The 13,285-nt window shown below is 63.9% G+C and carries 8 protein-coding genes and 2 tRNA genes; 4 read left to right on the top strand and 6 right to left on the bottom strand.

The genetic code is table 11. The features are described 5' to 3' along the window. The first annotated feature begins 247 nt into the window (after nucleotides 1–247). Nucleotides 248–323: transfer RNA gene (locus HD842_RS13380), tRNA-Val, on the top strand. 40 nt (nucleotides 324–363) lie between these two features. Next, nucleotides 364–440 (top strand) — tRNA-Asp (locus tag HD842_RS13375). Nucleotides 441–527: 87 nt separating this feature from the next. Here the strand turns inward: HD842_RS13375 and HD842_RS13370 are convergent. Then, nucleotides 528–1,679: a GGDEF domain-containing protein gene (locus HD842_RS13370; RefSeq protein WP_370660834.1), complete on the bottom strand. Its 1,152-nt coding sequence runs from the start codon at nucleotides 1,677–1,679 to the stop codon at nucleotides 528–530. A gap of 246 nt (nucleotides 1,680–1,925) precedes the next feature. Here HD842_RS13370 and HD842_RS13365 point away from each other — a divergent pair, with 246 nt between their 5' ends. Together HD842_RS13365 and HD842_RS13360 are read left to right on the top strand one after the other, a co-directional pair. Further along, nucleotides 1,926–2,411 (top strand): cyclic nucleotide-binding domain-containing protein, encoded by a 486-nt coding sequence (locus HD842_RS13365; protein ID WP_221290483.1) that lies wholly within the window; start codon nucleotides 1,926–1,928, stop codon nucleotides 2,409–2,411. After that, complete coding sequence (locus HD842_RS13360) at nucleotides 2,408–3,604, top strand: AI-2E family transporter (protein WP_370660833.1); 1,197 nt, start codon at nucleotides 2,408–2,410, stop codon at nucleotides 3,602–3,604. Before HD842_RS13365 ends, HD842_RS13360 begins: the two co-directional genes overlap by 4 nt. Nucleotides 3,605–3,674: 70 nt before the next feature. Here the strand turns inward: HD842_RS13360 and HD842_RS13355 are convergent, their stop codons facing one another. From HD842_RS13355 to HD842_RS13335, 5 genes are all read right to left on the bottom strand, one after another. Further along, on the bottom strand, nucleotides 3,675–5,879 hold the full coding sequence (locus HD842_RS13355) for a YgiQ family radical SAM protein (protein WP_221290481.1): 2,205 nt from the start codon (nucleotides 5,877–5,879) through the stop codon (nucleotides 3,675–3,677). Nucleotides 5,880–6,060: 181 nt separating this feature from the next. Continuing rightward, nucleotides 6,061–6,345, bottom strand: coding sequence for a DUF4404 family protein (locus HD842_RS13350; RefSeq protein WP_183555162.1), 285 nt, complete (start codon nucleotides 6,343–6,345; stop codon nucleotides 6,061–6,063). Nucleotides 6,346–6,564: 219 nt separating this feature from the next. After that, nucleotides 6,565–8,724 (bottom strand): M3 family metallopeptidase, encoded by a 2,160-nt coding sequence (locus HD842_RS13345; protein WP_183555160.1) that lies wholly within the window; start codon nucleotides 8,722–8,724, stop codon nucleotides 6,565–6,567. A gap of 41 nt (nucleotides 8,725–8,765) precedes the next feature. Next, complete coding sequence (locus HD842_RS13340) at nucleotides 8,766–10,889, bottom strand: M3 family metallopeptidase (RefSeq protein ID WP_183555158.1); 2,124 nt, start codon at nucleotides 10,887–10,889, stop codon at nucleotides 8,766–8,768. Between the two features lie 95 nt (nucleotides 10,890–10,984). Next, nucleotides 10,985–13,126 (bottom strand): M3 family metallopeptidase, encoded by a 2,142-nt coding sequence (locus tag HD842_RS13335; protein ID WP_183555156.1) that lies wholly within the window; start codon nucleotides 13,124–13,126, stop codon nucleotides 10,985–10,987. Nucleotides 13,127–13,285 lie beyond the last annotated feature (159 nt).

The following is a 13,285-nucleotide window of genomic DNA, read 5'->3' as shown; positions in this document are numbered from 1 at the left end:
ATGTTTTAAGGTTGCCGACTTGCTAAAGGCGGTATTGTCCGTGATGGTTATCAGTCGGGCAAGCAAATAACTCGTTGACGCCATGATTACAACACATGCAGATCGTCGGCTGCGGGCGGGGGTCATGACCAGAAAAAATAGCGCTTTCGATATTTTTTCGAAAAACCCCTTGCAGACCCTCAAACGCACCCTCTATAATTCGGTCCTCTTCGACGCAATGACAAGCGTCAGTAGACATCAACGAGATGGGCGCTTAGCTCAGTTGGTAGAGCGGATCCCTTACACGGATTAGGTCGGGAGTTCGAGCCTCTCAGCGCCCACCAAGCATCTCGACGATGGATCGAAGGCTGATCTTAGTAAAACGGAGTGGTAGTTCAGTTGGTTAGAATACCGGCCTGTCACGCCGGGGGTCGCGGGTTCGAGCCCCGTCCGCTCCGCCAGCATCACTGAAAAAGGGTCCGATTCGTCGGGCCCTTTTTCTTTTTCCATTGCGTGTTTGTGTGCGCGGCTTGCGCCGCGCTTCCCCGCTACGCCCGCTTGCGCACCAGTTCCCCGATTTCCACCCGATCCCGCCCCGCGCGCTTGGCCGCGTACAGCGCATGGTCGGCACGCGCCATGGCACCACCCAGATCCTCATGCGGATCGAGCACCACCACGCCGATACTCACCGTCATGCGGTAGGTCGGGCCGCTGGTGATGATCGTCGCCTCGCGGATCGCCCGGCGCAGCCGCTCGGCGGCCTGCACCGCCGCATCGAGATCGGCCCCGGGCAGCAGCAGCGCGAATTCTTCGCCACCGAGGCGGCCGATCGTTTCATGCTCGCGCAGGAGCTGCCGTACGGTGCGTGCGAAGACGACCAGCGCCTCGTCGCCGGAGGCATGGCCCCAGCGGTCATTGATCTGCTTGAAGTGGTCGATGTCGATCATCAACAGGCCCAGGCCGGTGCGCTGGCGCTGGGCCAGCAGGCGTGCGCCGTCGGCCTGCTCCAGAAATGCGTGGCGGTTCGGCAGTCCGGTCAGGCAATCGGTCGTGGCCAGCTTCGCCATGCGGCTGTCGTCCTTCTGCTTGCACAGCAACAAAAAGCCGAAGCCGTTGACGATCATGAGCATGTAGCCGGTCAGGTACGCCACCTGCTGGGCGGTACCGTGGTCGAGCGGGCCCTTGCCCAGCCCCGCCGAAGCGACCCAGACGAGGATGGCCGTGGCGAACAGCGCGTCGTTGACGCCGATGATCCGCTGCAGCAGCGACGCGCTGCGCCGGCGCAGCAGCGCCCATGCCATGGCAGCAGCGAAAAACGCCACGACGGCGCCCACGAGCGCGCTGAGCTGGACGTGATTGGCGCCAAGCGCTGCGCACGCCAGCACGATGACAGAAGACAGCAGCGTGATCGGCAGCAGCACCCGGCCCCAGCGTGCGAAGCCGAAGAAGACGCAATAGGCCGCCATTTCAAGGGACATGGCGAGAATCCAGACAACCCCTTCCAGCCCGGAGAACACCGGCAAGCCCAGCACTGGACTGGCCCAACCGATCAGCTGGCTCACGCCCATGCCAAGCCGTGCCCACATCCACAGGCGCAGCCCGGCACTGGGCGCCGCACCATGGGTGTATCCCGCCATCAGAATCGCAAAGCCGACGTTGCCGATGCCGAGTGCAAGAAGAAAAGTCTGTATATCGATCACTGCCTGTCCTTGAAAAGGCACTAGCACTCCGCCCTGCCTCACGGCGCGCCGGGCTTTATAAAAACACCATTGATGTTGCCCTATGGAATTATGTTACACGTTTTTCAAGACTGGCGAGCGCACGCTTGACACACCCTATGGACGCGCCGCCACACCGCCGTGCGCACGCGACGCTTTTTGATGCGTGGCAGCATCTGATCGCGGATAATCAAACGGACAACAGACCGCACCACCCTGGAGCACGCCTTGATTTTTCGTTTTCTCAAACCTCCGCGCATGTCGCCGCGCCTGCATCGGCTCAAGAGCTCATCGCTGTTTGCTGCGCTGACGCCGCTGGAACTGAAGATCGTCGACGGTCTGCTGCACGAGCGCCGCTATTTAAAAGACGAAATCATGTTCGACGAGGGCGAAGAAGGCCAGGCGCTGTATCTGTTGATGAGCGGCCGGGTGCGCATCAGCCGCCTGCACGAGGGCATGACGCAGGTCGTGGCCGAGCTCGAACCGGGCGGCTTCTTCGGCGACCTGGCGCTGCTCGACAATTCGCCCCGCAATGCCCAGGCACGCGCGCTCGAACCGTGCGAAGTGGCCGTGTTCTTCCGCGCCGACTTTTTGGGCCTGATGGAAACCGACGCCGTCATCGGCTACAAGATCTCGCTGGCACTGGCGCGCCACATTGGCCTGCGCCTGCGTGAATGGATGGGCACAGGCCGGCCGCAGCTGGAAGCGCTGTGAGCACCCACCTCGACCCTGCCCACGGCCCCGAGCGCGCCGGCCCGGTCGTCTGGACCGGCATTATCGGCGGCACCTGCCTGCTCCTGCTCGTCGTCCAGAAGCTGCTGTGGCTCGCCCTGCCCTTCATCTTCGGCGCCGTCCTGTATTACATCCTGCTGGGCCCGATGCAGCGCATGGTGCGTTCAGGCTTTGGCCGCAACGCTGCCGCGCTGTGGGTCTGCACGCTGTTCTTTGCCCTGACCGCGCTGGCGCTGACAGCGGCCATGGCCTGGAGCGACGGTCCCGAAGAAGATTCATGGGAAGCGACGATCAGCCTGTATCTCGACGGTGGCGTCGCCTTCGTGCGCAACTCGATGGGTTTGCTGGAAGCGAAATTCCCGCTGCTGGCCGAGATGCGCCTGACCTCGACCGTCAACCGCGCGTTCACCGACTACACCAGCGACTTCGCGCAGAACCACCTGGGCGACATCGTCGTCGGCATCGTGACCTGGGTGCCGTCGCTGTTCCTGGCGCCGTTCCTCAGCTTCTTCCTGCTGCGCGACGGTGTGCGCTTCAAGAAGTTCCTGGCGCGCGCGGTGCCGAACGCCTACTTCGAGCCGGCGCTGTACCTGCTGCACGAAGTCGACCAGACGGCGCGCCGCTACTTCGAAGGGCTGCTCAAGCTGACGGTGCTCGACACGATCGTGCTGGCGCTGGGCCTGTGGATCATCGGCGTGTCCTCGCCCCTGCTGCTGGGTTTGATCTCGGCGGTGCTGGCCTGGGTACCGTTCGTCGGCTCGATCGCCGGCTGCGCGCTGGTCGTCATCGTCGCGTCGACCGATGCGCCGGGCAACCCGCTGATGGCCTACGGCGCGATTGGCGTGTTCGTGCTGGTGCGCCTGCTGGACGACTTCATCTTCATGCCGGCCACGCTGGGCCGCAGCCTGCACATCCATCCGCTGGTCACGGTGCTGATGATCTTCGTCGGCGGCATGCTGGCGGGGGTGGTGGGGTTGATGCTGGTGTTGCCGCTGCTGGGCGTGGTGATGGTGATCGGCGAGACGCTGGGCGTCCTGGTCACGCATCCGCGCTTGCGGGCGCGGCACCGCTATGCCAACTCGCTGCGCACGCGGCAGGCCAGCATGGACCTGGACATCGCGCGCGAACGGCGCGGGGCGCCAACGCCGAATGCGAAATTGAAGACCAAACCGTAACGGGCAATATTGCACTGCCCAAAAAAAACCGGCGCCCCAGGCGCCGGTTTTTTTGTCCCTTCGAACGCGCTTACTTGCGCACGGTCTTCGGCTTGGCCTTGATGGTCGACAGGATCGACGGCTTGACCTTCGACGGCGGCGCCATAAACGGCGTGGTGACCGGCGTGCGGTCGGTGCGCCCGCGTGGTGCGCCGGCGCCCATCGTGCGCTTCGGTGCGCCATCGGCTGGCCGCCCTTTCGGCGCCATGCCCGGCCCGCGGCGCTCTTCGCGCAGCGAACCGCTGGCCATCTCGCCGCCCGGGGCCGGGATCAGGTGCCGGTCGCTGTTACCGATCAGGTCGCCACGACCCATGCGATACAGGCCTTCGCGCAGGATCGGCCAGTTCTCCGGGTCGTAGTAGCGCAGGAACGCCTTGTGGAGTTTGCGCGTCTTGCCGCTCTTTGCCGTCTCGACGATTTCGGAATCCTCGGTCACCTTGGCCAGCGGGTTACGGCGCGAGTGGTACATCGTCGTGGCCATCGCCATCGGCGTTGGCGTGAACGTCTGCACCTGGTCGAGCTTGAAGTTGTTTTTCTTCAGCCACAGCGCCAGGTTCAGCATGTCTTCGTCGGTCGAGCCCGGGTGGGCCGCGATGAAGTACGGAATCAGGTACTGCTTCTTGCCGGCTTCGAGCGAGTACTTGTCAAACATGCGCTTGAACTCGTCATAGGCGCCGATGCCGGGCTTCATCATCTTCGACAGCGTGCCCGCTTCGGTATGCTCCGGCGCGATTTTGAGCAGGCCGCCCACGTGGTGGGTGACCAGCTCTTTGACATACTCGGGCGAACGCACGGCCAGGTCGTAGCGCAGGCCGGAACCGATCAGGATCTTCTTGATGCCGGGGATCGCGCGCGCCTTGCGGTACAGCGAGATCAGCTTGCTGTGGTCGGTGCCCAGGTTGCTGCAGATGGTCGGGTACACGCACGACAGGCGGCGGCAGCTTTCCTCGATCGTCTTTTCCTTGCACGCCAGGCGGTACATGTTCGCGGTGGGGCCACCGAGATCGGTGATGGTGCCGGCGAAGTTCTTGGTCGTGTCGCGGATCAGTTCGATTTCGCGCAGGATCGACGGCTCGGAGCGGCTCTGGATGATGCGCCCTTCGTGCTCGGTGATCGAGCAGAAGGTGCAGCCGCCGAAGCAGCCGCGCATGATGTTGACCGAGTAGCGGATCATTTCCCAGGCCGGGATGTGCGCCTTGCCGTAGCTCGGGTGCGGCGCGCGGGCGTAGGCCATGTCGTAGACATTGTCCATCTCGTCCATCGCCAGCGGCAGCGGCGGCGGGTTCAGCCAGACGTCACGGTCGCCGTGCGCCTGCACCAGCGCGCGCGCATTGCCCGGGTTCGACTCGAGGTGAAACACGCGCGACGTGTGCGCGTACATCACCGGATCGACGCTGACCGTTTCAAAGCTCGGCAGGCGCACGACGGTCTTGGCCGCTTTTTCGCGGGCCGCAGCCTGGCGCTGCTCGCGCGTCATGATCATGATCGGCTTGACCTCGGGCTCGGGCGCGGCGTTGTCGAGCGCGCAGGCCTTTGGGTCTTCCAGCGCCATCGCGTACGGGTTCGGCTGCTTGTCGATGCGGCCCGGCACGTCCACGCGGGTGGAATTGTGCACGCTCCACTCTTCGTCCGGCAGCCAGCCCAGCGGCACCAGGAAGGCGGTGCCGCGCAGGTCGCGGATGGTCTTGATGTTTTCGCCCGCGGCGATGCGGCGCGTCAGGTCGACCAGCGCGCGCTCGGCGTTGCCGAAGATGAGCAGGTCGGCTTTCGATTCGAACAGCACCGAGCGGCGCACTTTGTCCGACCAGTAATCGTAGTGGGCAATGCGGCGCAGCGACGCTTCGATGCTGCCGGCGATCACCGGCACACCGGGGAAGGCTTCACGGGCACGCTGGCAATACACGGTCACGGCGCGATCCGGACGCTTGTTCGGTGCGCCTTCGGGCGTATAGGCGTCGTCGGAGCGGATCTTGCGGTCGGCCGTGTAGCGGTTGACCATCGAATCCATATTGCCGGCGGTAACGCCCCAGTACAGATTGGGTTTGCCCAGTGCGCGGAACGGCTCGACCGAGGTCCAGTCGGGCTGGCTGATGATACCGACCCGGTATCCCTGCGCTTCGAGCAGCCGGCCGACCAGCGCCATGCCGAAGCTCGGGTGGTCGATGTAGGCGTCACCCGTGATCAGGATGATGTCGCACGAATCCCAGCCCAATGCGTCCATTTCGGCGCGGGACATCGGGAGGAAGGGTGCGGTCGGGGCGCGGCTGGAGCGCTTAGCGACCGTCGCAAAGAGATTGGCAGGGGAGTTCATCGCCCGGCATTGTACCGGAAAACCATTTACGGAGCATGGAAGGCCCCGAAAAATGGCTTAAAATCAATGACTTGTGGCTATTAGCCTACTATTTCAGCAGCGCAGGTCAAATGCCCATGTTCGACAGGATCTGGCCCAGTTCGCGCAAGCCGTGCTCTACGCGCGGGTGGCGGGCGGCAAAACTGGCTGCCAGCTCCTGCGTGCGCGAGCCCAGGCCATAGGTATTCGCATCGAGCTCCTGCTCTGCGCGGCGTTCGAGGACTTTCTCGATATCGCCATCGAGCTGGCGCAGCAGCGTTTCCAGTTCGACGTCAGTGTCGCCGGTTTCCTGCAGTTCGCGGTGCAGGGCTTTCAGGCGTGCCTTCAGGTCGGCATCGTGTTCGGGTTGCATCGTGGTCTCCGTGGATTGGTCGATTTCATTGTAAGGCATGGGGGGCGTGGGGGAGAACACGGCTGTGACGGTGTGCATACGCACTTGGGCTCCCGCCTGCGCGGGAGCGACGTTGTTCAAGTTTGCCGGAAGAGCCAGGTTGCACTCTTTAGCCATCATCTCAAGCACGTCGCTCCCGCGAAGGCGGGAGCCCAAGCAGCCAGCAAAGCTGCAACGTCGTTAATTACCCGTCAAGCCACGACGCTCCAGCAGCGGCTTGATATCCGCATCCTTGCCGCGGAAATTACGGTACATCTGCATCGCATCCAGCGTACCGCCACGCGAGAGCAGCGTCTTGCGGAAATGGTCGCCGTTCTTGCGCGTCAGGCCGCCATTGGCCTTGAACCACTCGACCGTGTCGGCGTCGAGCTTTTCGGCCCACAGGTAACCGTAGTAACCGGCCGAGTAGCCGCCCGAGAACGTGTGCGAGAAGTACGTGCTGCGATAACGCGGCGGCACCAGAGCGAAGTCAACGCCGGCTTTCTTGAGTGCCTGCGCTTCGAACGCCAGCACATCGGTCGGGATCTGGTTCGGCGCCAGCTGGTGCCAGGCCTGGTCCAGCAGCGCGGCGGCCAGGTACTCGGTGGTGCGGAAGCCTTCGTTGAACTGCGACGAGGCCTGCACCTTGTCCAGCAGCGCTTTCGGCATCGGCTCGCCGGTCTGGTAATGCTTGGCGTAGTTGGCCAGCACTTCCGGCCAGGCCATCCACATCTCGTTGACCTGCGACGGGAACTCGACGTAGTCACGCGGCACGCGCGAACCCGAGAAGCGCGGGTACTGCACGTCCGAGAACATGCCGTGCAGCGCGTGGCCGAATTCGTGGAACGTGGTGCGCACTTCGTCGTAGGTCAAGAGCGTCGGCTCGCCGGCGGCCGGCTTCGGGATGTTCAGGTTGTTGGCGATGACAGGCTTGGTGCCCAGCAGCTTGCTCTGGCCGACCCAGGCGTTGGCCCAGGCGCCGCCACGCTTGTTCGAGCGGGCGTACGGGTCGAACGTGAAGATCGCCAGTTGCTTGCCATCGACGTCGAACACGTCGAACACGCGCACGTCTTCGTTGTAGCCCGGCAGGTCCTTGCGTTCCTTGAAGGTGATGCCGAATTCCTTGGTCGCGGCAAAGAATACGCCATCGACCAGCACGCGGTTCAGTTCAAAGTACGGGCGCAGCTGGCTGGCGTCGAACGCGTAACGCTCGGCGCGCACCTTGTCGCTGTAGAAGCTCCAGTCATACGCGGCGGCCTTGAAGCCGCCCTTCTCCGCATCGATCACCTTCTGGATGTCGGCCGCTTCCTTCTTCGCGTTGTTCACGGCAGGCGTGGCCAGTTCGGCCAGCAGGCTGTTGACGGCGTCGGTGGTCTTGGCGGTCTGCTCTTCCAGGTTGTAGGCGGCGTGGTTCGGGAAGCCCAGCAGCACGGCGCGTTCGGCGCGCAGCTTGGCGATCTGCAGCACGGTGTTGCGGGTGTCGAATTCACCGCCACGGCTGCCGCGCGCCATCGATGCTGCCAGCAGTTTTTCGCGCGTGGCGCGGTTGGTCAGCACCGACAGCGATGCCTGCTGCGTCGTGTTGACGACCGGCAGAACGAACTTGCCATCCAGGCCGCGTTTCTTGGCTTCGGCGGCGGCGGCGTCGATGGCCTTGTCGCTCATGCCCGCCAGTTCGGCGCGCGAATCGACCACCAGCGCCGAGGCGTTGGCTTCTTTCAGCGTGTCTTGTGCGAACTTGGTCTGCAGGGCGGCCAGCTGGCTGTTGAAGGCCTTCAGCTTTTCCTTGTCGGCGTCCGACAGCTTGGCGCCGGCGCGCTCGAAGTCATTGTTGTAGCGGTCCAGCAGATAAGCCGATTCGCTGTCGAGCTTCAGGCTGGCGCGCTTGTCGTACAGCGCCTTGATGCGGGCGTACAGCTTGCCGTTCAGGCGGATCGCATCGCTGTGCTGCGACAGCTTCGGCGCGATGTCGCGACCCAGCGCGATCAGCGTGTCGTTGGTGTAGGAACCTGACAGCGTGCCAAACGCGCTGCTCACGCGATTGAGCATGCGGCCCGAGCGCTCCATCGCCACGATGGTGTTCTCGAACGTTGGCGCCGCCTTGTTGTTGGCGATCTTCTCGATCTCTGCCGCATGCTGGCGCATGGCTTCGGCGTAGGCCGGCGCGAAGTGCTCGTCCTTGATCTTGTCCCAGGCCGGGTAGTTGTATTGCAGGCTGCTCTCTTTGGCGAACGGGTTGCTCGCGTCGAACGGCGCCGCGGCGGTCATGGGTGCAGCGGTCGCCGGTGCAGGCGCGGCCAACGCGATATTGGCAAAGGCTGCGCTAATGGCGGCGGCCAGAATGATGTGGGTAGGTTTCATGTTCTTGTGCTTTTCACGGTAAGGGTTAGGACCTGGCGGCATCAGTTCAAGCCGCGGCGCTCCAGCAGCGGCTCGATGACCGGATCGCGGCCACGGAAGGCGCGGTACATCTCGACCGCATCGACGGTGCCGCCCTTCGACAGCACCATATTGCGGAAGCGGTCGCCGTTCTTGCGCTGCAGGCCGCCGTTTTCCTTGAACCACTCGCCGGCATCGGCGTCGAGGCGCTCGGCCCACAGATAGCTGTAATAGCCGGCCGAATAACCGCCGCCCATCGCGTGCGAGAAGTACGTGCTGCTGTAGCGCGGCGGGACCGGTGCAAAGTCCAGGCCCGCGTCCTTCAGCGCCTGCTGCTCGAACGTCTTCACGTCGGTCGGAATGGCTTTCGAGCCCAGCTGGTGCCAGCGCTGGTCGAGCACGGCAGCAGCCAGGTACTCGGTGGTGCGGTAGCCTTCATTGAACTTCTGCGACGCGCGCAGCTTGTCCAGCAGTTCCTTCGGCATCACGGCGCCGGTCTGGTAATGCTTGGCGTAGCTGGCCATCACTTCGGGCCAGGCCATCCACATTTCATAGACCTGCGATGGCAGCTCGACGTAGTCGCGCGGCACGCTGGTGCCCGAGAAGCGCGGGTACTTGACCTTCGAGAACCAGCCGTGGGTCGCGTGGCCGAATTCGTGGAACGTCGTGCGCACTTCGTCCCAGGTCAGCAGGGTCGGCTCGCCCGCGGCCGGCTTGGTCAGGTTCAGGTTGTTGGTGATGACGGGCTTCTTGTCGAGCAGGAAGCTCTGGTCGACCAGCGAACTCATCCATGCGCCGCCGCGCTTGTTCGGGCGCGCATATGGATCGACCACGAAGATGGCCAGGTGGGCGCCGTTTTCTTCGAACACGTCATACACGCGCACGTCGGCGTCGTAGGTCGGCAGGTCGGTGCGGCGCTTGAAGGTGATGCCCCACAGTTTGGTCGCAGCGAAGAACGTGCCTTTCTCCAGCACGTTGTCGAATTCGAAGTACGGCTTGAGCTGATTGGCGTCGAACGCGTACTTGGCGGTGCGCACCTTGTCGCTGTAGATCGCCCAGTCCTGCGCGGCCAGCTGGAAGCCGCCCTTCTCCGCGTCGATCACGGCCTGGATCTCGGCCGCTTCCTTCTTCGCGTTGCGCACGGCCGGCGCGGTCAGGTCGCCCAGCAGCTTGTTGACCGACGTGGTGTTCTTCGCCGTCTGGTCTTCGAGCGAGTAGGCGGCGTAGTTCTCGTAGCCCAGCAGCTCGGCGCGTTCAGCGCGCAATTTCGCCAGTTGCAGCACGACGTCGCGGTTGTCGAATTCGCCGCCGCGGCTGCCGCGAATCATCGACGTGGTGAGCAGTTTTTCGCGCGTGGCGCGGTTGGTCAGCACGGCCAGCGGCGCTTGCTGCGTGGTGTTGACGACCGGGATGACGAACTTGCCATCCAGGCCGCGCTTTTTCGCTTCGGCAGCGGCCGCGTCGATGGCTTTCTCGGGCAGGCCGGCCAGTTCGGCGCGGGTGTCGACGACGAAGGCCGAGGCGTTCACTTCCTTCAGCACGTTCTGGCTGAACTGGGTCTGCAGCGCGGCCAGCTTGCCGTTGTAGTCCTTGAGCTTGACCTTGTCGGCCGCGGACAGGTTGGCGCCGGCGCGCACGAAGTCCTTGTAGTAGCGCTCGAGCAGGAATGCCGATTCGGCGTCCAGGCCGAGCGTGGCGCGCTTGTCGTGCAGGGTCTTGATGCGGGCGAACAGGGCCGGGTTCAGGCGGATCGCGTCGCTGTGGGCCGCGAATTTCGGCGCCAGGTCCTTGTCCAGTGCCTGCAGCGTGTCGTTGGTGTACGAACCGGTCAGCGTGTAGAACACGGCGCGCACGCGGCCCAGCAGCTGGCCCGAGCGCTCCATCGCCACGATCGTGTTGTCGAACGTCGGCGCAGCCTTGTTGTTGGCGATCTTGGTGATTTCAGCAGCCTGCTCGCGCATGCCTTCGTCGAACGCCGGCGCAAAGTGCTCGTTCTTGATCTTGTCGAAGGCCGGGTAGCCGTACTGCAGGGTGCTCGGCTTGGCGAACGGGTTCGAGGCTGGCAGCGCAGCGCTGGCCGACTTGGAAAACGCGATGGTGGCAAGGGCAACGCCGGCTGCGATCAGCAGCAGTTTTGGACGGTTCATGGAGTCTCTTGTACGAAGGGAGAAAAAGGTACGTCAATGGCGCAGCGCCCCGCCGGCACCGCTCGTGGCGGTGCCGACGGGGCGCTGGCATGGCATCAGTCGTTCGACGGCGTCGCGGTCAGGCCGCGGCGTTCCAGCAGTGGGCCGATGACCGGATCGCGGCCACGGAAGTTGCGGAACAGGTCCATCGCTTCTTGCGTGCCGCCACGCGAGAGCAGCGTCTTGCGGAAATGGTCGCCGTTCTTGCGCGTCAGGCCACCGCTTTCGGTGAACCACTTGACCGTCTCGGCGTCCAGGCGCTCGCTCCACAGGTAGGCGTAGTAGCCGGCCGAATAGCCGCCGCCCATCGAGTGCGAGAAGTACGCGCTGCGGTAGCGCGGCGGCACCGGCGCATACGCGACGCCCGCATCGGCCAGCGCCTTCGCTTCGAAGCTCAGCACGTCGGTGGGCACCTGGTTTGGCGTGATCTGGTGCCAGCGCTGGTCGAGCAGCGCCGCCGCCAGGTAGGCGGTGGTGGTGTAGCCCTGGCCGAACTTCTTCGACGCGACGACCTTGTCCAGCAAGTCCTTCGGCATCGGCGCGCCGGTCTTGTAATGCTTGGCGTAGTTGGCCAGCACTTCAGGCCAGGTCACCCACATTTCATTGACCTGCGACGGATACTCGACGAAGTCGCGCGGCACGTTCGTGCCCGAGAATTTCGGATACTTCACATCCGAGAACATGCCGTGCAGCGCGTGGCCGAATTCGTGGAACGCAGTGACCACTTCGTCATACGTCAGCAGCGTCGGCTCGCCATTTGGCGGCTTGGGAATGTTCAGGTGGTTGCCGATGACCGGCTTCTGACCCAGCAGGTGCGATTGCGAGACGTACTCGTTCATCCAGGCGCCGCCCTGCTTGTTGCTGCGTGCGTACGGGTCGAAGATGAAGATCGTCAGCAGCTTGCCGTCGACGTCGTACACGTCGAAGGTGCGCACGTCGGGGTCGTAGGTCGGCAGGTCCTTGCGTTCCTTGAACGTGACGCCGTATTCCTTGGTCGCGGCGAAGAACACGCCATCCACCAGCACGCGGTTCAGTTCAAAGTACGGGCGCAGCTGGCTGTCGTCGAAATTGAATTTCTCGGCGCGCACCTTGTCGGCGTACAGCGGCCAGTCCCAGCTTGCCACTTCGAATTTGCCGCCATCCTTGTTGATCGCAGCCTGGATCTCGACGGCTTCTTTTTTCGCGTTGGTGACGGCCGGCTTGGCCAAGTCGCCCAGCAGCTTGTTGACGGCGGCCGGATTGCGCGCGGTTTCCAGCTCTTGCGAGTAGGCCGCAAAATTCGGGTAACCCAGCAGCACGGCGCGTTCAGCGCGCAGCTTGGCCAGGCGCAGCACCTGCTTGGTGGTGTCGAATTCGCCACCCTTGGTGCCGCGCTCGAGCGAGGCTTTCATCAGGCGCTCGCGCGTGGCACGGTGCGTCAGGGTCGACAGGCCAGGCTGGATCGACGTGTTGACGATCGGGATGGCGAACTTGCCCTTCTGGCCGCGCTTCGTTGCTTCAGCAGCGGCGGCATTGATCTCGGCATCCGACAGCCCGGCCAGCTCGGCGCGGGTGTTCACGATCAGAGCGGCGGCATTCGCGCCCTTGAGCACGCGCTGCTGGAAGTCGGACTGCAGGGAGGCGATCTCGCCGTTGTAGGCCTTCAGCTTGGCCTGGTTGGCCGCCGACAGGTTGGCGCCGGCGCGCACGAATTCCTTGTAATAGCGCTCGAGCAGGTGCGTCGATTCGGCGTCCAGGCCCAGCGAAGCGCGCTTGTCGTGCAGCGCCTTGACGCGCGCGAACAGCTTCGCGTTCAGGTGGATCGCATCGGTATGCGCCGCCAGCTTGGGCGACATCTCGCGATCGACCGCGTCGAGCGTGTCGTTGGTGTTGGCGCCGTGCAGATTGCTGAAGGTCGCGTTCACGCGCGCCAGCAACTGGCCGGATTTTTCCAGCGCCACGATCGTGTTGTCGAACGTCGGCGCCGCCTTGTCATTGGCGATCGCCTCGACTTCGCGCAGTTCTTCGCGCATGCCGGCAGCGAATGCAGGCAGGTAGTGCGCATCCTTGATCTTGTCGAACGCCGGGTATTGCAGCGGCAGGCTGCTGGGCTTGGCGAACGGGTTGGAAGCGTCGAGGGCGGGTGCGGCAGGTGCTGCGATGGCGGAACACGCCAGCGCGACGCTGGCTGCCAAGATGAGCAGTTGAGGACGGATCATGAGGTCTTTCGCTAACACTGAGGAAGGGCGCTGTCGCCAACGGCTCGACAGCAGTGCGCTGAAGATCATAGCAGGCTTGCATGGCGCTTGTAACAATTAAAAAGTACCGCAATGTATCAATCCGCAGCCCCTGTATTGACGTGCATACGGGGCGCGCCG

Source organism: Massilia aurea, from assembly GCF_014200505.1.
GTDB lineage: Bacteria > Pseudomonadota > Gammaproteobacteria > Burkholderiales > Burkholderiaceae_D > Telluria > Telluria aurea_B.
The sequence above is the reverse complement of the archived record's forward strand: the minus strand, read 5'-3'. Positions and strand labels throughout refer to the sequence as shown.

Bases quoted from the DNA above. Each gene is read 5' to 3' on its own strand.
- HD842_RS13335 (WP_183555156.1), bottom strand. From the start codon at position 13,126: ATGATCCGTCCTCAACTGCTCATCTTGGCAGCCAGCGTCGCGCTGGCG.
- HD842_RS13350 (WP_183555162.1), bottom strand. From the start codon at position 6,345: ATGCAACCCGAACACGATGCCGACCTGAAGGCACGCCTGAAAGCCCTG.
- HD842_RS13345 (WP_183555160.1), bottom strand. From the start codon at position 8,724: ATGAAACCTACCCACATCATTCTGGCCGCCGCCATTAGCGCAGCCTTT.
- HD842_RS13355 (WP_221290481.1), bottom strand. From the start codon at position 5,879: ATGTCCCGCGCCGAAATGGACGCATTGGGCTGGGATTCGTGCGACATC.
- HD842_RS13340 (WP_183555158.1), bottom strand. From the start codon at position 10,889: ATGAACCGTCCAAAACTGCTGCTGATCGCAGCCGGCGTTGCCCTTGCC.